The 18275-nt window shown below is 63.3% G+C and carries 14 protein-coding genes and 1 tRNA gene; 9 read left to right on the top strand and 6 right to left on the bottom strand.

The window, feature by feature from the left end:
• Positions 1–174: 174 nt before the first annotated feature.
• The 5 genes from UYS_RS18505 to UYS_RS0210620 all read right to left on the bottom strand — a co-directional run bounded on the left by UYS_RS18505 (position 175) and on the right by UYS_RS0210620 (position 4182).
• Positions 175–1512, bottom strand: coding sequence for a hypothetical protein (locus UYS_RS18505; protein WP_156821601.1), 1338 nt, complete (start codon positions 1510–1512; stop codon positions 175–177).
• 227 nt (positions 1513–1739) lie between these two features.
• A complete protein-coding gene (locus UYS_RS18500) occupies positions 1740–2651 on the bottom strand; it encodes a hypothetical protein (RefSeq protein ID WP_156821600.1) in 912 nt (303 codons plus the stop codon).
• 2 nt (positions 2652–2653) lie between these two features.
• Positions 2654–3217 (bottom strand): DUF2726 domain-containing protein, encoded by a 564-nt coding sequence (locus UYS_RS18085; RefSeq protein WP_083868124.1) that lies wholly within the window; start codon positions 3215–3217, stop codon positions 2654–2656.
• A 249-nt stretch (positions 3218–3466) separates the two neighbouring features.
• On the bottom strand, positions 3467–3835 hold the full coding sequence (locus UYS_RS0210625) for a nucleotide pyrophosphohydrolase (protein WP_016855489.1): 369 nt from the start codon (positions 3833–3835) through the stop codon (positions 3467–3469).
• 270 nt (positions 3836–4105) lie between these two features.
• Positions 4106–4182 (bottom strand) — tRNA-Ile (locus UYS_RS0210620).
• Positions 4183–4308: 126 nt separating this feature from the next.
• On the opposite strand from UYS_RS0210620, the gene UYS_RS0210615 reads away from it, so the two are divergent.
• Positions 4309–5331 (top strand): CNNM domain-containing protein, encoded by a 1023-nt coding sequence (locus tag UYS_RS0210615; RefSeq protein WP_016855488.1) that lies wholly within the window; start codon positions 4309–4311, stop codon positions 5329–5331.
• On the opposite strand, the gene UYS_RS0210610 is transcribed toward UYS_RS0210615, so the two are convergent.
• Positions 5309–6361, bottom strand: a complete 1053-nt coding sequence (locus UYS_RS0210610) for a hypothetical protein (protein ID WP_016855487.1) — start codon at positions 6359–6361, stop codon at positions 5309–5311. The genes UYS_RS0210615 and UYS_RS0210610 overlap by 23 nt on opposite strands.
• Before the next feature lie 356 nt (positions 6362–6717).
• Here UYS_RS0210610 and UYS_RS0210605 point away from each other — a divergent pair, with 356 nt between their 5' ends.
• The 8 genes from UYS_RS0210605 to UYS_RS0210570 all read left to right on the top strand — a co-directional run bounded on the left by UYS_RS0210605 (position 6718) and on the right by UYS_RS0210570 (position 18026).
• Positions 6718–8277: a pyridoxal phosphate-dependent decarboxylase family protein gene (locus UYS_RS0210605; RefSeq protein WP_016855486.1), complete on the top strand. Its 1560-nt coding sequence runs from the start codon at positions 6718–6720 to the stop codon at positions 8275–8277.
• A 17-nt stretch (positions 8278–8294) separates the two neighbouring features.
• Entirely contained in the window at positions 8295–9623 is a 1329-nt protein-coding gene (locus UYS_RS0210600) for a lysine N(6)-hydroxylase/L-ornithine N(5)-oxygenase family protein (RefSeq protein WP_016855485.1), read from the top strand.
• On the top strand, positions 9620–10792 hold the full coding sequence (locus tag UYS_RS0210595; protein WP_016855484.1) for an MFS transporter: 1173 nt from the start codon (positions 9620–9622) through the stop codon (positions 10790–10792). The genes UYS_RS0210600 and UYS_RS0210595 overlap by 4 nt, the downstream gene beginning before the upstream one ends.
• A gap of 3 nt (positions 10793–10795) precedes the next feature.
• Positions 10796–13276, top strand: a complete 2481-nt coding sequence (locus tag UYS_RS0210590; RefSeq protein WP_016855483.1) for a GNAT family N-acetyltransferase — start codon at positions 10796–10798, stop codon at positions 13274–13276.
• 148 nt (positions 13277–13424) lie between these two features.
• On the top strand, positions 13425–13961 hold the full coding sequence (locus UYS_RS0210585; RefSeq protein WP_016855482.1) for an RNA polymerase sigma factor: 537 nt from the start codon (positions 13425–13427) through the stop codon (positions 13959–13961).
• An 81-nt stretch (positions 13962–14042) separates the two neighbouring features.
• Positions 14043–14837 (top strand): siderophore-iron reductase FhuF, encoded by a 795-nt coding sequence (fhuF, locus tag UYS_RS0210580; RefSeq protein ID WP_016855481.1) that lies wholly within the window; start codon positions 14043–14045, stop codon positions 14835–14837.
• Positions 14834–15790 (top strand): AraC family transcriptional regulator, encoded by a 957-nt coding sequence (locus UYS_RS0210575; RefSeq protein WP_016855480.1) that lies wholly within the window; start codon positions 14834–14836, stop codon positions 15788–15790. Before fhuF ends, UYS_RS0210575 begins: the two co-directional genes overlap by 4 nt.
• 106 nt (positions 15791–15896) lie before the next feature.
• The gene (locus UYS_RS0210570; protein WP_016855479.1) at positions 15897–18026 is read left to right on the top strand and encodes a TonB-dependent siderophore receptor; all 2130 of its coding nucleotides are present in this window, start codon (positions 15897–15899) and stop codon (positions 18024–18026) included.
• Positions 18027–18275: the final 249 nt, after the last annotated feature.

The following is an 18275-nucleotide window of genomic DNA, read 5'->3' as shown; positions in this document are numbered from 1 at the left end:
CGTCGACATCATGTAGACACTATGCCAGCGGATTTTGAAGGCGAAGTGAAGCATGCCAAAACATGCTTTTATGTGGAAAAATCAGAGGGTTGGGAGCGCCGTACCTACCAATACTCGTTTACTCTGACCATCTCGGCTGACGCTTTTCTTTCCCTCTAAAGATCAAGAGACACATCACCATGAATCAACGCTAAAAAGATGCTTCAACATTTTAACTGCGGAAACGGGAGATAGCCCGTGATAAAATATCCTTGCTAGAATTCCATCAGACAAAGGGCCTACCCCTCCTTCTTCCCCCTCAATAAACACCATTTTTTTATTAATAGTAAAAGACATACAACCTCCTGTCTCTTTTTTGATTTTTTCAGCCTCCTTTCTAGTTGACCACCTGGCCTTCAAGCCCATTGAATTGCACAACTCAATAAACGCATCAAGATCAAGGCCAAACCTAACCACAACCCGCCCAAACAAAACATCAAACTTTGCTTCTTTATCTATATGCCTTGATAGAACTGGGAGCGCTAAAGGGATCCCCATGCAATCGATGAAATTTACCTTTGGGAAATCAGCATTGCCAGCACACTCTTCAAACCAGTAGTTGAAAATAACATCTGAAGCAAAACGAAAATTATTGCGATAAGCAGCAACAAAAAGACAGCTCTCTATAACATCAAGAGCCCACCCCCTTTCTTTAGATCTCTCTATTATATCATCTAGCTTTTCATCCCAAGAATCCATCTCCGCATCAGACTCTGATATTCTCACCTGATATTTGGAGTCAGGATCATAACTATCACCAGATTCCATAATCTCTTGGAAGTGCTTCATTCTTCCTTTTTGCCGCATCACCCTCTCAAACTGCTTATATACTTTCTTACCTTCACGTTCCTTGAAAAAGCTCAATGCTTTAGCACACCTTGTTTTCTCGTAGAAAGATGAAAAATCAAGTATCCTTTTATTTACTTCGCCTTCTTTAACCTCAACTATTGTATAGCCGCGATCTGGGTCAAATGCAACGACATCCCCCACTTGGACGAAAGAGGTCAAATCAGAGAGCAACGCAATTGAATAAAAATCTTCTGAAGTCAAACTATCCACTGCTGCCTTCATTGACTCAACGCTCGAATGCTTTAACGATGGCTGTCTTTGTTCTTTATACAATCTTCTTGCAATATATAGCTGGTAGCTAAAAATCTGCCACACTGCTACATCCATAATGCCTCTCAAAAGGAGCTCTCTCTCGAAACTAACATCCTCTTCCAGAAAAGCTTTTAACACCTTTTCTTGGGCTTCATAAAACCCTTTGTTAGCGGACGAAAAAAACCTTTTACGATAAGAGACATCTTGCATTGCATCCGCATCGCACCCTAACTCTTCTACCACTTCCCTAGCACCATCAGAAACAAGCTCAAAAAGCTTTCTGCACTCGCTCTCCATATCTGCCGGAAAAGCTTTAATAACTACTCCTTTAACAGAACTTTTTTCTCCTCTTTTTTCGGTTCCATCGCCCATGACACCTGTTCTCCATCATAGAAAATAATATTTTTGCTCAAGGCCGACCTCCTATCCTTGGAGCCTTCCGCCCTGGTACCACCTTGCCGCTGCCTTTCCGGCTAGTCGGTATCCGTCCCTGTCTGCTTGAGCGTCTTCCGCCTCTGCTCGATTTCCGAACTGACCTTTTCTGAATTATCACCCACTAATTCCACCACTATTTTTACGCACCTCAAAAATTACATACTTCATCTTTCACTCTCAAATCTATTAATTGTCGCAATAAGGTCATTCTTTCCAGATTTTTTGATTTTTATTCTCACCTTGTCGCTATCTGAGATCTCAAAATCCAAGAAATAGCTTTTAGCCACTAATATATCAAAAAGCTCTATTGCCTCGTTTTTTGAAATTTCCAGACTCACCCACTCAACACCTTCTTCTGAGTCAACAGACTCAGACATATAATAGGGATGAGTCCGCTTAAAACCCTTGCTACGCATAGATGAGCCCGGCACTCTTGATACAACATTATCAAGATAAGTAACCCTTTGCTCAATAGATTGCAACTTATCAATTATCAGCTCTACAGCGCTTTTTTCAGCTCCATTGAAATCTCCATCCTGAAAAGAACTCAATATGTTATTCTCTATGATATTAGATTGCGCAGCAATATAAACAGGATTACCGTTCTTTTCATTTAAAAGCTTATCATTAGAAAGCATTGCCACTAAACTACTCTTAAGCTCTTCCACACCCATCATGTCATTTTGATACTTAATTGTTCTTTGATCCTGAGTATCAAAAGGAAGATTTGTAGAGTCTTCAGCAAGCAAAATAATTGGTTTTGCTGTTGCATGTCGAATGCCGAGTTCATACATCACATTCGCATTCAGCGTTGTGAGATTAACAATCACAAGATCATCTTCAATCAAGTGCCTGATAACTCTTTGGGTTATTGAACCAAGATCGCTTTCCTCGTGTGAGGATGTAACCTCATCGTACCCATGAGCCAAGAGAACTGGTCTAATCACCGTAGCAATCAAGCCATCTGTAGCCCTTCTTATATCGGACCTATCTGCGCCGATTGGCGTCACAACGAAAGCTTTCTTGCTTTCTTTTTTAACTTCGCTTTTTTTCGCATTTCCGCTAGACTTATTCATCTTCAACCCCTACCAACAACATCTACAGATCCGTCTTTATGATTCAGCTCCAACCTTTCCAGTCTCAGGCCAGAGGTTTTGCATGCCTCATTAATTATCCTATCTCTTTTCTTTCTATCCACTCTATTATGACTGGAGTCGTCCAGTTCAAGCGCGCAAAAAACCTTAAAAGCCCCCTTATCACAAAGAACATAGTCAAAGTGCCATTGTGACAACTGGCGAAACAGCGACAGGTACTCTTTGCTTTTCGAGTGGTACTTTTTTGAATTCGGCTGAATAACATCAACCACACGCACCTGACAAAAGATATAGTATTTCTCACCATACCTTTTCTCTATAACTTTATAGACTTCTCTTTCGGTTGGAGTCATCAGGTGGGAGCGTGCAATGTAGGCGTCACCGCGTTCCATCAGTGTCTCAGAGTAGTTTTTATCTTTCCCTCTCCGTCTACGTTTTTTCTGCCTACCGAACAAGACCTGCAGCAGTGCCAGAGCACCCAGAAGTAGTACGCCGTAGATCACATAGGTAACGACCGTTCCGCCGATATCATGCATGGCCTCGTACATGGCCCCCTCCGTGGTTTGTCATCGTTATCCACTTAGATTGTTCCCTGCTCAAGGCCGACCTCCTATCCCTGGAGCCCTCCGCCCTGGTACCACCTTGCCGCTGCCCTTCCGGCTAGTCGGTATCCGTCCCTGTCTGCTTGAGCGTCTTCCGCGCCTGCTCGATCTCCGGGCTGATCTGCCCTGCTTCTTCGATCACCTGTTCATTCATCAGCCACCTCGTGAACGCCGGCCACCAGCAGCAGACCCAACTCAATCCGTTTCACCATCGGCGTAATGTGTGTACTTTTTAGCACTTCCCGTCACCCGATCTGAAGGGTATTTTGCCGCGTTTTTGTCCATCTTCGCCCGGCATGCCGATTCGATATCCACGCCCAGCTTGCCCGCCAGCCGGATCAGGTAGAGCTGCACATCGGCAATTTCGTCGCGCACGGCGGCCAGTTGCTGCTCGTCCAGCTCCCTGGACTGCGCCTCGGTCAGCCACTGGAAGCACTCCTGCAGCTCCGCCGCCTCCACCGTCAGCGCCATGGCCAGGTTCTTGGGCGAGTGGAACTGGTCCCAGTCGCGCTCGGTGGCGAACTGGTCCATGGCGTCATGGAGCTGCTTGAACGGGTCTGACATGGGGTACTCGCCTGGTTCTGCGATATCGGATATCCGTGAGCATGCCTGCTCTACCGCTCGCCATCCAGCCGGTATCGGCATAGGCGGCCATCCCGCTTGAACGCGGGTTCAGGGAAGGCCTGTAAGAACGGCGTGTTGCTCGGTGAAGCATCACCGGCCGGTCACGGACGCGAGCCGCCACAGGCCTGGAGCCAGGCTTGCGAAGTGCGACGTACATATAGAGAAGGAAATAAGGGGAAGGCGCGCTGAATGCTGGATAATAGAAGAGGATGGTGGGCCCAGTAGGACTTGAACCTACGACCAAGGGATTATGAGTCCCCTGCTCTAACCAACTGAGCTATAGGCCCTTATCAGCGGCTGCGTATGATAGCGAAAGCCGAGAGACAAGGCCATAGCCGCTGGCCTTGCGAGGGGGCGATGGCTCGGGAGAAGATGCTCAGGCTCGACCCTCCTTGGCCACTAGAAGAGACCCCATGTTCCTGCTGATCGGCTTCGCAGTCCTTTCCATCGGCGTTTCCTTTCTCTGCTCGCTGCTCGAGGCGGCGCTGCTCTCCACCACCCCGAGCTACGTGGCCCAGCTACGCGACACGAAGCCCAGGCTGCACGCGCGGCTCAATCGCCTGAAGCAGAACATCGATCAGCCGCTGGCCGCCATCCTCACCCTGAACACCATCGCCCATACGGTGGGCGCCACCGGCGTCGGCGCCCAGGTCACGGTGGTGTTCGGCGAGGCGTGGCTGGGGGTGGCCTCGGCGCTGATGACACTGCTGATCCTGTTCGTCTCCGAGATCATCCCCAAGACCATCGGCGCCACTTACTGGCGGCAGCTCGCCGGCATGCTGACCACCACGCTCGATGCGATGATCTGGTGCCTCAAGCCCTTCATCTGGATGTCCGAGCAGATCACCAAGCGGATCGGCAAGGACGCCATGGACACCGACATGCGCGGCGAGATCAAGGCGCTGGCCCAGATCGGTCAGGAGGAAAAGGCGCTGGACCCGGAAGAGACGCGCGTCATCGTCAACATCCTCAACCTGCACGATATCCCCGTGAAGGACGTGATGACCCCGCGCACCGTCTCGGTGACGGTGAAGGCCGGCATGACGGTGAAGGCGTTCGACGACGAGCTGGGCCACTCGCCCTTCACGCGCTTCCCGGTGATGGATGGCGGCGAGCAGGCGCTGGGCTACATCCACAAGGCCGACACCTACCAGGCCGACGACGATGTCGACCTCAAGTCGCTGATGCACTCGGTGCCGACCATTCAGGCCGAGGACAACGTCGAGCAGGTGTTCACCATGATGGTACTGGGCCGTCAGCACCTGTGTGTGGTCTACGACGACCTCGGCACCTGGGTCGGCCTCATCACCCTGGAAGACATCATCGAGACGATCCTCGGCCAGGACATCGTCGACGAGACCGACAACGTGGCGAACCTGCGCAAGTACGCCCGCCAGCGCTGGACCAAGCAGCTCAAGAAGCAGGAATCGCCGTGAGCTCCAGTATCGTGTAGGGCGCCTCGCAGGCGTGGCGTTCGTCGCGCTCGTCCACGCTGCCGAGCTCGAGGTTGCGGTCGTTGTCGTAGGCCACGAACAGCCGCTCGCGGTCGAGCACGGCCAGGCCCTCGGCCTTGTGCTCGAACTCCAGCGCTTCCCCTTCGGACGTGGTCACCAGCCGCGGCGTCACGCCGTCGCGGAATTCCTCCAGGCCGAGCTCCCACAGGTAGCCGCCGATGCGCTCCCGGCCGCCCTCTTCGACCTCGAAGCTGGTCAGGAAGTAGAGCCGGCCGTGGTAGGGATCGTACTCCAGGCTCGAGAGCCCGCACTCGAAGCGCACGCCGTCCTGCTCGTGGGGCACGAAGCGGAAGTGCTCGCGCAGGGCGTCGATGAACTCGATGTTGCCGCTGTCGGTGATCTGGTAGTGCGCGCCCACCACGCGGCTGACGTACTCGAAGTCGTCGTGGGCGTTGCCCTGCTCGCGCACGCCGAACAGCAGCAGGCCGTCGCCGCGCTCGCCGGGCACCGTGGCCAGCCCCTCGAGCTTGTAGTAGGGGTAGCCGATGGCGAGGTTGAGCTTGCGCCGCAGCTCCAGCGAGCCCTCCACGCCGTCGCGCGGGTCGGGGTCCACCACCTGCACCGCCTCGGGTTCGCCGAGCGGCCAGATCAGCAGGTGGTTGTAGTCGTTCAGCCCGTGGCCCTGCTCCTCGATGCGGTCGAAGCCGGTCACCGCCAGCACGTGGCGGCCGTCGGTGGTCAGCGCGAAGTCCTCGTACTTCACCGCCTGCTGCAGGCGTGCGGCGGAGAGGTATTCCAGTTGCGCGTCGTCCGGGCCCTCGGGCGTCAGCGGCAGGGCGAAGACCGCGGAGCGCTCGTCGCCGGGCACCGGCTTGTCGCTGGCCATCAACAGCCGTTCGCCGTCATACAGCACGGCGGAGATCTCGGCGTTGACGAGCTCGCCGGCCTCGTCGCGCAGGCCGGCGGGGAAGCAGTGGATCGTGCCTTGCTGAAGAATCCGGGCTTGGGCCATGGGTCGGTCTCCGTCGGGAAATGTCGAGCCCGTTCAGGCTAGTACGCCCGACGGGCCTCACGCGATACGACAGCGCCCGCGCGGGTTCGTCTCCTTGTTCGCTGCGCATTTTCTGCACGGGCTTCCCTCTTCTCTATTCCCTCCCCCCTCTTCCCTCCCCCGTGTCCGCCCATCCACCGCCGCTTGAATAAAAAAATTCTTATTCACGGTTCAGTTCCGCGCCTCGCCTGCGTCATCACTCCTGCACATATCATTAATGATAAAGATTTGTATTCGTAAGGGAGCATTGTCTCGTGCTCGCGAGGCATCAGGCGCCGGGCCATGTGGCCCGGCCAGGCAGAAAGAACGAGGTGCCCATGACATCACGGATTGAAGCGCCCGGGCCGCGACTCGGTACCGAGCCCGCCCCGCTGGCATCCCATCAGCTGTTCAACGCCCGGCACGCCGAGGCCTACTGGCAGCAGGCGACCCGCTGCATCGACCTGGTTCGTCGCAAGGTGGCCGAGGTCGAGCGGCCCTTCACCGGCGCCCGGCCCGAGGAGCTGCGCGGCCGCTTCGAGGCCATCGACCTCGACGCGCCGCTCGGCGAGCTGCGCCCGGCCCTGGAAGAGCTGGAGCGCGTCTACCTGGACGACGCCGTCTACTTCCATCATCCGCGCTACGTGGCCCACCTGAACTGCCCGGTGGTGCTGCCGGGCGTGCTCGCCGAGGCGATCCTGGCGCCGATCAACTCCTCGCTGGACACCTTCGACCAGAGCGCCGGCGGCACCTTCATCGAGCAGTCGCTGATCGACTGGACGGCGGAGCGCATCGGCCTCGGCGAGGACGCCGACGGCGTGTTCACCAGCGGCGGCACCCAGTCGAACCTGATGGCGCTGATGATCGCCCGCGACCATCACGGCGCGCGCCAGGACCGCCCCGGCGGCAACAAGCAGCAGGGCCTGCCGGCGGACCATCGGCGGCTGCGCATCCTCGGCTCGGAGCTCAGCCACTTCAGCCTGCAGAAGTCGGCGGCGATCCTCGGGCTCGGCTACCAGGCGGTGATGCCGGTGGCCACCGATGCGGACTACCGCATGGACCCGCAGGCGCTCAAGGCGCGCCTCGAGGAATGCATCGCCCTCGACCTGATCCCGATCGCGGTGGTGGCCACCGCCGGCACCACCGACTTCGGCAGCATCGACCCGCTCGAGGAGATCGCCGCGCTGTGCCGCGAGCACGGCATCTGGCTGCACGTCGACGCCGCCTACGGCGGGGGCCTGCTGTGCTCGCGCCGCGAGCGCCACCGCCTGGCCGGCATCGAGCACGCCGACTCGGTCACCGTCGACTATCACAAGACCTTCTTCCAGCCGGTGAGCTGCAGCGCCTTCCTGGTGCGCCGCGCCAGCGACCTGCGCCACGTCACCCATCACGCCGACTACCTGAACCCCGAGAGCCAGGCGCTGGCAGGCACGCCGGACCAGGTCAACAAGAGCCTGCAGACCACCAAGCGCTTCGACGCCCTGAAGCTGTGGATGACGCTGCGCATCATGGGCGCCGACGCCCTGGGCGAGATGTTCGAGCGGGTCATGGACCTGGCCGGCGAGGCCCACGCGCGGCTGTCCGCCCGGCCCGACATCGAGGTGCTGCTCGACCCGCCGCTCAGCACCCTGATCTTCCGCTACCGGCCCGAGGAGCTCGACCTGGACGACGAGGCGCTGGACGCCCTGAACGCCCACGTGCGCGCCGCCCTCTCGCGCCACGGCGAGGCGGTGATCGCCGCCACCCGGGTCGATGGCCGCCGCTACCTGAAGTTCACCCTGCTCAACCCGGAGACCACCGTCGACGACCTCAGCGCCATCGTCGAGCGCATCGGCGCCCACGCCCGCGCCTGGTGCGATGGCGCCGCCACCGCCTCGGCCCACGCCGTCGCCTCCTGATGCCACGAGACCTGTCCATGACCCAGCACGTTCACGACTTCATCGCCATCGGCCTCGGGCCCTTCAACCTGGGGCTGGCCTGCCTGGCCGACCCCATCGAGGAGCTCGACGGGCTGTTCCTCGAGCGCCGCGACGGCTTCGACTGGCACCCGGGCATGCTGCTGGAGGACGCCACCCTGCAGACGCCCTTCCTCGCCGATCTGGTGACCATGGCCGACCCCACCAGCCGCTTCAGCGTGCTCAACTACCTGAAGCAGCAGGGCCGGCTCTACAACTTCTATATCCGCGAGAGCTTCTTCCTGCTGCGCAACGAGTACAACCGCTACTGCCAGTGGGCGGTGGAACAGCTCGACAGCGTGCGCTTCTCCACCGAGGTGGAGCGGGTGGAGTTCGAGGACGCCAGCGGCCTCTACCGCGTGAGCTGCCGCGACACCGGCAGCGGCGAGGCGCGCGAGTACCTGGCCCGCCATCTGGTGCTCGGCACCGGTACCACGCCCTGGCTGCCCGAGGGCTGCCGCGACGTCGAGCCGCGGCCGATGCACTCCGGCGAGTACCTCCAGCGCAAGGCCGAGCTGCAGCGCCAGCCGGCGATCACCGTGGTCGGCAGCGGCCAGAGCGCGGCCGAGATCTACCGCGACCTGCTCGCCGACATCGACCGCTTCGGCTACCGGCTCGACTGGATCACCCGCTCGCCGCGCTTCTTCCCGCTGGAGTACGCCAAGCTGACCCTGGAGATGACCTCGCCGGACTACATCGACTACTTCCATGCCCTGCCCGAGGCGACGCGCAACGCGCTGACGCGGGAACAGAAGGGCCTCTACAAGGGCATCAACGAGGACCTGATCAACGACATCTACGACCTGCGCTACGCCAAGGAGCTGGTCGGCGAGGTGCGCTCGTCGCTGTTCACCAACGCCCAGCTCGAGACCTGCCGTTTCGATGCCGAGCGCGGCGAGTACGACCTGACCCTATGGCACACCGAGCAGCAGCGCCACTATCGCCATCGCACCCAGGCGCTGGTCATGGCCACCGGCTACCGCTACCACATGCCGGACTTCCTGGCGCCGATCGCCTCGCGCATCGCCTTCGACGAGGCCGGGCGCTTCGCGGTGGGCCGCTTCTACGACATCGACGGCGGCGAGGGCCGGCTGTTCGTGCAGAACGCCGAGCTGCATACCCACAGCCTGGCGGCCCCGGACCTGGGCATGGGCCCCTATCGCAACGCCTGCCTGATCCGCGCGATGACCGGGAAGGAGATCTACCCGGTGGAACGACGCATCGCCTATCAGCGCTTCGGCGCGCCCGACGAGGCGGTCTTCGAACCCGAGCAAGCGGAGCCCGCATGACCCCGACGCCCTGGCTGGTGGCGGTGACCGCGGTGGCGGTGATCAGCGATGCCATGCTACTGCCCTTCTACCCGCAGTTCTTCGACGCGCGCTTCGGCGTGACGGACCCGTCCCACGTCGGCGCCTACCTGGCGATGAGCTGCCTGGTGGTGCTGGTGGCGCTGCCCGCCTGGGCGCGCCTGGCACGCCGGGTCGGCACCCTGCCGCTGCTGCTGGTCACCCAGCTGGTGGCGGGCGGGCTCAGCCTCGCCTGCGCCGTGGTCACCTCGCTGCCGTGGTTCTGGGGCCTGTCGCTGGCGATGCTGGTGGCCAAGGCCAGCTACCTGCTGGTCTACCCCTACCTGATGCACTTCGAGCCCCAGGATCGCCACGCGACCCTGATCGGCACCCTCTCGGTCGTCGTGCACGCCGGCGGCATCCTCGGCGCCATGGTCGGCGGCCTGGTGCTGGAGCACTGGGCCGCGGCCCAGGTATTCCGCGTGATGGCGCTGGGCGACGCCCTGCAGGTCGCGGTCTGCGCCTGGCTGATCCGCCGCGGCCGCGCGCCGCATGCGGCACCGGCCACCGAGCGGGGGCCGGCCTCCAGCGGCGCCATCCTGCGCCTGGGCCTGGTGATGCTGCTGTTCTACTTCAGCGCCTACCTGGCGCGGCCGTTCTTCGCCCGCTACTGGGAGCTGGCCTCCGGGCTCTCCGGCGAGGTGCTGGCGGGCGCGGTGTTCGCCATCCCCGGCGCCGTGGCGGTGGCCCTGCTGGCGATCGACCTGCTCGCGCGCCGCCCCGCCGGCCAGGCCATCCTGCTGCCGCTGGCCATCGGCCTCGTCGGCCTGCTGCTGCAGGCCAGCGGCGAGGTCACCGCCATCCTGGCCGGCCGGGTGCTGTTCGGCTGGGCGCTGTTCCGCATCACCGTGCGCCTGGAGCTGCGCCTGTTCCAGCTCAGCACGCCCGACCGCTACGCCAGCGACTTCAGCAAGGTCCACGTCTTCCAGGGCCTCGGCGTGCTCGTCGCCTCCTGGGGCGCCGGCCGCCTGGTCGAGGCCTTCGGGCTGACCGCTCCCTTCCTCGTCGCCGCGACGGGCCTGGCGCTGTGCGCCCTGGCCTACCGGCGGCTGCTGGCCGGCGCCGAGACGCGCGCGGCCGCCCCCTCCGATTCCGTTTCTGCAAGGACCTGATCCATGACCCTGTTCCAACCGACGCCGACCACCCAGCCCCTCTATTCGCGCCACGCCCAGGGGCTCAGCACCTTCTCGCTGCGCCCGCTGCACCTGCCCGAGGACCTGGCGCTGATCCACGAGTGGGTCACCGCGCCGCGGGCCCATTTCTGGGGCATGCAGGGCCACTCGCCGGAGCGCGTGCAGGCCTTCTATCGCGAGCTCCAGGAGAGCGAGCACGCCCAGGGCTACCTGGGGCTGTTCGACGGCCGGCCGGCCTTCCTGGTCGAGTGCTACGACCCGCGCCACGACCCCATCGGCCGCCACTATGACGTGGCCGAGGGCGACCGCGGCATGCACTTCCTGGTGGCCCCGGCCGAGACGCCGCTGCCCGGCTTCAGCACCCAGGTGATCACCGCCATCCTGGCCTTCATGTTCGAGGATCCAGCGACGCGTCGCATCGTGGTGGAGCCGGACGTCAATAACCGCCGAATCCATCCGCTCAACCGCCGGGTCGGCTTCGTCTACGACCGCGAGGTCGCGCTCGAGGACAAGACCGCCCATCTGGCCTTCTGCGACCGCCAGGGCTTCGCCGCGGCGGTGAGCCGGCAGAACCCGCGCCTGGATCCGGCCCTCGCCGCCGACCCGGCCCGCGCCGCCGGCCACCTGCGCCCCGAGCTCTGGGCCCGGGCCAACCGCTGGCTGATCCGCAAGGCGATCGCCGAATTCGGCCATGAGCGACTGCTGGCCCCCGAAGCCGTGAACGCCGGCACGGCGGGCGACGACGAGGCCGCCGACTATCGGCTGAGCGCCCCCGAGGGCAACGTCGAGTACCGCTTCCGCGCCCGGCGCCGGGCGCTGGATCACTGGTCGATCGAGCTCGACTCGCTGGAGAAGCGCGTCGACGGCGCCCCCGCCGAGCTCGACGCCCAGCAGTTCATCCTCGAGTTCCGCGGCCCGCTCGGCATCGGCGAGGCGATGCTGCCGCTCTATCTGGAGGAGGTGGCCAGCACCCTGTTCGGCGGCGCCTACAAGCTCGACGGCACCCGCCCGGACGCCGCCGGCCTGGTCGACGCCGACTTCCAGACCCTGGAGGCCGCCATGACCGAGGGCCATCCGGTGTTCGTGGCCAACAACGGCCGCATGGGCTTCGACGCCGTGGACTATCACGCCTACGCCCCGGAGGCCGCCGCACCGATCACCCTGGTGTGGCTCGCCGTGCACCGCGAGGACGCCCACTACAGCGCCATCGAGGGGCTCGAGTACGAGGCCCTGCTGCGCGACGAACTCGGCGAGGCGACGCTTCACGACTTCCACCGCCGCCTCGAGGCCCGCGGGCTCGATCCCGCCGACTACCTGCTGATGCCGGCGCATCCGTGGCAGTGGTTCCACAAGCTGGCCATCACCTTCGCCGGCGAGGTGGCCCGCCAGCGCATCGTCTGCCTGGGCTACGGCAGCGACCAGTACCGCGCCCAGCAGTCGATCCGCACCTGGTTCAATACCAGCCGGCCGAGCCGGCGCTACGTGAAGACCGCGCTGTCGATCCTCAACATGGGCTTCATGCGCGGCCTCTCGCCGAGCTACATGCGCGCCACGCCGGCGATCAACGACTGGATCAAGCGCCTGGTCGACGGCGACCCGGAGCTCCGCGCCCAGGGCTTCACGGTGCTGCGCGAGGAGGCCGCCATCGGCTTTCGCCGCGACGCCGTCGAGCCGGCCTTCGACACCTACAGTGCCTACAAGAAGATGCTCGCCTGCCTGTGGCGCGAGAGCCCGGAGCACTACCAGCAGGACGGCCAGCGGCTGATGACCATGGCCGCGCTGCTCCACGTCGACGGCGATGAGCAGGCGCTGCTGCCACGGCTGATCGCGCGCTCGGGCCTCACTACCGAGGACTGGCTGTCGCGCTACCTGCGGGCCTACTTCCGCCCGCTGCTGCACTGCTTCTTCGCCTATGACCTGGTGTTCATGCCCCACGGCGAGAACCTGATCCTGCAGCTCGAGGACGGCGTGCCGGTGCGCGCGATCATGAAGGACATCGCCGAGGAGATCGGCATCATGAACGTCGATGCCGAGCTGCCCGAGGCCATCGCCCGCATCGCCGTGGACGTGCCGGAGCCGCTCAAGGTGCTGTCGATCTTCACCGACGTCTTCGACTGCTTCCTGCGCTTAATGTCGGCGATCCTCGTCGAACAGGGCGGCATCAGCGAGTCGCGCTTCTGGGCGCTGGTGGCCGACTGCGTGATCGACTACCAGCGGGATCACCCCGAGTTCGCCGACAAATTCACCCGCCACGACCTGTTCGCGCCGGAGTTCACCCGCTCCTGCCTGAACCGGCTGCAGCTCAACAACCACCAGCAGATGATCGACCTGGCCAACCCGGCCAAGAACCTGCAGTTCGCCGGCACCCTCGACAACCCGATCGCCGCCTACCGCCCCGCCGCCGCGGCGCGTGAGGCAGATCGCGAGCGAGCGCGCGAGGAGACCGAGGCCACGCCGAGCTGATCGCTCGGTTCGCCGACGCCATGCCCGTCATGGCGTCGGCGAGTGCACACTTCGCCCGGGGGCCCGCTCCCGGGCGATTATATTTGATAATGATAATTATTATTGAATAGAATCACCGCTCCGGCACAACGAACGGAGCGTTTCACGAATGGATGCCACGACCCTCGATACCCTCTTCCGCGCCCACGCTCGGGACATCACCGCCTTTCTCCGTCACCAGCTGCCCTGCCCCGACCTGGCCGACGATCTGTGCCAGGAGGTGTTCCTGCGTCTCGGTCAACAGCCATCCGGCCGAGGCGCTTCCGGCACGCGACTGGAACAGCCCCGCGCCTACCTGTTCCGCATCGCCCGCAACCTGCTCATCGACCATCATCGCCGCAGCCAGGCGCGCCCCGCCGACCGGCCGCTGGAGGACGACGACCTTCCCTGCCTGGCCTGCCCCTACGCCGTGGTTCCCTCAGACCCCGAGGCGGCCGCCGAGCGCCGGCTGTGCCGCCGCGGCCTTGCGCGCACCATGGCGGGCCTGCCGCCGCGCCTGCGCCAGGCGCTGGTCTGGCATCGCCTGGAAGGGGTGCCCCAGGCCGAGATCGGCCGCCGGCTCGGCGTCTCGGAGCGCATGGCGGGCCGCTACGTCAAGCAGGCCATCGTCCACTGTCGCGACCGGCTGATGCCCGCCATGGCCTGACGCGCCTCACGAAGAAGCGATCTTTGATAACGATTCCCATTTGATCTACCATGGCCCCACGCTTCTTCCGGTGAATGCGCCATGACCCTCGCGCTGTCACAGCTCTATCGCGGCCCCCTCGACTTCCTGACGCCGCCTCGCATCGAGGCGACGCCGGGCGACGACGTCATCGCCGCCAGCCACCTGCTCGACCCGGCCTACCTGGAGGCACTGCTCGAACGCTACGGCGCCCAGTACGGCCACGGCGACCGCCGGGCGGTGGCCTCGCTGTGGTCCAAGTGGCACTTCGCCGGCCTGGCCGCGCACGACCTGGCGACCAACCTGCTGCTGGAACGCGACCTGCCGCTGGGGGTCGACGAGCTGCATGTGGTCCAGACGCCCGAGGGCCAGACCGCCGGCTTCAGCCTGCGCCACGCCGGCCGACCGCTCGCCGAGCTCGACGGCCTCGGCCGCTTCGCCACCCTGCTCGACGGCCACCTGATCCCGCTGATCGAGACCCTGGCCAAGGTGTCCGGCGCCTCGCCCAAGGTGTTCTGGAGCAACGCCGGCAGCTATGTCGACTACTTCGCCGGCGCCATGGCCGACCACCCCATGGGCTCCCCGGCCGCGGCCGAGCCCGGCCTGGCGCTGATCTCGACCCGCCACCTGCCCGACGGGCGCCGCAACCCGCTCTATCAGGCGGTGCGCCACGTGGTGCCGGCCGACCCCGAGGCGCCGACCCGCATGCCGAAGACCTGCTGCATTCGCTACCTGCTCGACGACCTCGGCTACTGCGCCAACTGCCCGCTGGAGTGCCGGCGCAAGGCCAAGGCCACGAAGGCCGCACAGACGGCACAGACGGCACAGACGGCGACGGTAGAACGGACCGCCCCATGAGCGCCGCGTCCGGCGTGCGCCAGCACACCGCCCGCGACCTGCAGGCCTACGGGCGGCGCTACGGCATCGACTACCGGGTGCCGGCACTCGTCTCCCGCGAGGAGGAACCGGTGATGCGTGGCGTGGTGCGCGAGCTGTCGCTGGGCCAGGGCATGGAACTGGTGACCTCCGACGTGGAAGTGCTGCACCGCTACGATTCCCACTCCCACGCACCCTCACCGCTGTCGATCGTGGTCATGCTGGAGGGCCGCGCCGAGGTCAGCCTCGAGGATCGCACCCTGACGCTGACCCCGGGCATGGCGCTGAGCCTGCGCCTCGATGCGCGCCACGGCCTGCACGCCACCCAGCCCGCCGGCCAGCGCCTGCGAGCCCTGACCCTGGGCCTCAGCGAGTCACGCCTGGCCGAGCTGGGCCCGGCGCTGCCCGACCATGGCGGCTCGCGGATGCACGCCTGGCGCCCGCCGAGCGCGCTGCTGCAGGGGCTCGAACAGGCGATGGCCACACCGCTGCCCGCCCCGGCCCAGAGGCTGCTGCTCGAAGGCCTGGGGCTGCAGCTGCTGGCCCACGGCCTGCCGCAGCCTCCCGCCCGGAACGATCCCCCGGCCGACGCGGACGAGTCGACGCGCCTGGCGCCGCGAGAGCGCCAGCGGCTCGAGCGCGTGCGCACCGCCCTCGAGCAGGATCCCGCCGCCGAGCATCGCCTGGAGGCGCTGGCCGAGCTCGCCGCCATGAGCCCGGCCAGCCTGCGCCGCAAGTTCCGCGCGGCCTTCGGCGTGAGCGTCTTCGACTACCTGCGCGACTGCCGACTGGGCCTCGCCCACGACTACCTGAGTCGCGGCTTCAGCGTGCAGCAGGCCGCCCACTTCTGCGGCTATCGCCACGCCAGCAACTTCGCCACCGCCTTCCGCCGCCGCTACGGCGTGCCGCCGAGTTCCTTGACGAAAGCCTGCTGATCGCTGCGCATAGAGCATTGAGCACTGCGCATACCTCAACCGGCGAACCAAAAAGCAATAATTCTCATTAGTTAATGAGTCATATAATCGCCACAGGAACTTCTGCATGCCGACCCCACGTCCCCTGGCGCAGGCCATCGCCCTCGCCGCCGCCGGCGTCGCTCTCTCCGCCCAGGCCCAGAACGCGTCTCAGAACAGCGAGAACCTCTCCACCGTGACCGTCACCGCCCAGGCGGCGACCAAGACCGAGACGCCGTTCAACGAGACGCCGCAGTCCGTCTCGCTGATCACTCAGGAAGAGATTCGCGAACAGGGATCGGAATCGGTCCAGGAAGCCACCCGCTATACCGCGGGCGTCTTTACCGGCCAGTACGGCGCCACGGGGGGGCGTTACGATGCGATCAAGCTTCGCGGCTTCGGTAGCGACAGCACTGACAACCAGTATCTGGACGGCCTGAAACTGCTGAACGACAAGGGCACCTACAGCATCTTCCAGATCGACCCGTATTTCCTGGAGAGCATCGAGGTGGTCAAGGGGCCCTCTTCGGTGCTCTACGGCCGCGCCGCGCCCGGCGGGCTGGTGGCCTTGACCAGCAAGCTGCCCCAGTTCACCTCGCACCGTCAGGTGCAGGCGAGCGTCGGCACTCAGGGACACCTCGGCGCCGGATTCGATATCGGCGGCCAGATAGGAGACTCGGGGCGCGCCGCCTACCGGGTGGTCGGTCTGGTCAAGGATGCCGACAGCCAGTGGGATCACGTCGAGAACGAGCGATATGCCATCGCGCCGTCTCTGGCCCTCGATATCGGCGACTCTACCTCGTTGACGCTGATGGCGTATCTGCAGAAGGACCCGGAGGGAGGCTACTACGGCGGGCTGCCGGCCGACGGCACCCTCTACAGCCATAACGGCAAGCGGATTTCCAACAGCTTCTATGACGGTGAGGAAGATTACGAAACGTTCGATCGCGAGCAGGCCATGGTCGGCTATCAGCTCGAGCACCGTTTCAACGACACCTGGACCGGACGCCAGAACCTGCGTTACATCCACAGCGATGTCGACTACGGGCAGGTCTATAACACGGGCATCTGGAGTGGCGATGAGCTTGGCCGGACCTACTTCGGCGCCGACGAGGAGCTCAGCGCCCTGGCGGTCGACAACCAGCTGATCGCCGACTTCGATCTCGGCGATACCCAGCACACCGTGCTGACGGGGCTGGACTACCAGCATCGTGACACCGACGCCGAGTGGACGACTGACGGCTCCGACTACGGCTACGGCGACGGCTTTTCTTCTATCAATCCGTTCAACCCGACGTACGGCAGCGACGGGACCATTGTCCCCTTCAGTGACAACGACCGCGAGCTGGAGCAGACCGGCGTCTACCTGCAGGACCAGATCGCTCTCGGTCAGTGGCGACTCACTCTCGGCGGGCGCTACGACTGGGTCGACATAGAGAACGAGAGCGAAAACCTCATCTCTGGCACGACGAGCCAACAGCAGCTCGACGATGAAAGCTTCAGCGGCCGCGCGGCGCTGCTGTACCAGTTCGACAACGGCCTCTCACCGTATATCAGTTACTCCGAGTCGTTCAGCCCGAGCAGCAACGTCGACGAGAGCGGCGACCTGATCGAGCCCTCCGATGCCGAACAGGTCGAGCTCGGACTGAAGTATCAGCCCAATGGGACCAGCGACCAGTACAGCATCGCCGTGTTCCAGATCGACCAGGACAACACGGCCAACTACATCCAGGAGACTCAGGCCTATCGCGCCGTCGGCAGCACACGATCTCGCGGCCTGGAACTCGAGGCCGACAAGCACATCACCGAAGACCTGGCCGTTCGGGCGAGCTACACCTACACGGACGTGGAGATTCGGGAGTCCGAGGAAGGCAACGAGGGCAAGACACCGGTGGCGACACCGGAACACATGGCCTCCGTCTGGGGCTCCTATCGGTTCCAGGAAGGGGCGCTATCGGGTCTGACCACGGGCCTTGGGGTGCGCTACATTGGCGACAGCTGGGCCAACGAATCCAATACGCTCGAGGTCCCGGACTACACGCTGGTGGATGCCTCCCTCAAGTACGATCTCTCCCAGGTCGGCCTGAACGGCGTGACCGCCCAGCTGAACGTCAACAATCTGTTCGACAAGGAATATATCGGAGCCTGTTACAGCGAGTCTCGCTGCTACTTCGGCGCCGAGCGCAGCGTGAAGGCGACCGTCAGCTACGACTTCTAAACCGCCTCGATGCCGCATGTTCACGCCACCGACGTCTGTCGGTGGCGTGTTGCGTTCAGGCCCTCCCGGCGCCTGGCGCGATCTGACCCTGGGCGGCGGCGCCCGCTGGCAGAGCAGCACCTATCGCGAGGCGCGGTCCTCGCGACAGACGTAAAGGAAGACAAGGCAGGTGAAGACAAGCAAGGCCATGAACCACGCCCCCGGGCCGCCCGGCGGCCCGGGGCGCTTGCCTGAGGACGACGAACGCGG

This window comes from Halomonas smyrnensis AAD6 (assembly GCF_000265245.1).
GTDB lineage: Bacteria > Pseudomonadota > Gammaproteobacteria > Pseudomonadales > Halomonadaceae > Halomonas > Halomonas smyrnensis.
This window is presented reverse-complemented; position numbering and strand designations above follow the sequence as displayed.

Bases quoted from the DNA above. Each gene is read 5' to 3' on its own strand.
- UYS_RS18505 (WP_156821601.1), bottom strand. From the start codon at position 1,512: ATGGGCGATGGAACCGAAAAAAGAGGAGAAAAAAGTTCTGTTAAAGGA.
- UYS_RS18500 (WP_156821600.1), bottom strand. From the start codon at position 2,651: ATGAATAAGTCTAGCGGAAATGCGAAAAAAAGCGAAGTTAAAAAAGAA.
- UYS_RS18085 (WP_083868124.1), bottom strand. From the start codon at position 3,217: ATGTACGAGGCCATGCATGATATCGGCGGAACGGTCGTTACCTATGTG.
- UYS_RS0210625 (WP_016855489.1), bottom strand. From the start codon at position 3,835: ATGTCAGACCCGTTCAAGCAGCTCCATGACGCCATGGACCAGTTCGCC.
- UYS_RS0210615 (WP_016855488.1), top strand. From the start codon at position 4,309: ATGTTCCTGCTGATCGGCTTCGCAGTCCTTTCCATCGGCGTTTCCTTT.
- UYS_RS0210610 (WP_016855487.1), bottom strand. From the start codon at position 6,361: ATGGCCCAAGCCCGGATTCTTCAGCAAGGCACGATCCACTGCTTCCCC.
- UYS_RS0210605 (WP_016855486.1), top strand. From the start codon at position 6,718: ATGACATCACGGATTGAAGCGCCCGGGCCGCGACTCGGTACCGAGCCC.
- UYS_RS0210600 (WP_016855485.1), top strand. From the start codon at position 8,295: ATGACCCAGCACGTTCACGACTTCATCGCCATCGGCCTCGGGCCCTTC.
- UYS_RS0210595 (WP_016855484.1), top strand. From the start codon at position 9,620: ATGACCCCGACGCCCTGGCTGGTGGCGGTGACCGCGGTGGCGGTGATC.
- UYS_RS0210590 (WP_016855483.1), top strand. From the start codon at position 10,796: ATGACCCTGTTCCAACCGACGCCGACCACCCAGCCCCTCTATTCGCGC.
- UYS_RS0210585 (WP_016855482.1), top strand. From the start codon at position 13,425: ATGGATGCCACGACCCTCGATACCCTCTTCCGCGCCCACGCTCGGGAC.
- fhuF (WP_016855481.1), top strand. From the start codon at position 14,043: ATGACCCTCGCGCTGTCACAGCTCTATCGCGGCCCCCTCGACTTCCTG.
- UYS_RS0210575 (WP_016855480.1), top strand. From the start codon at position 14,834: ATGAGCGCCGCGTCCGGCGTGCGCCAGCACACCGCCCGCGACCTGCAG.
- UYS_RS0210570 (WP_016855479.1), top strand. From the start codon at position 15,897: ATGCCGACCCCACGTCCCCTGGCGCAGGCCATCGCCCTCGCCGCCGCC.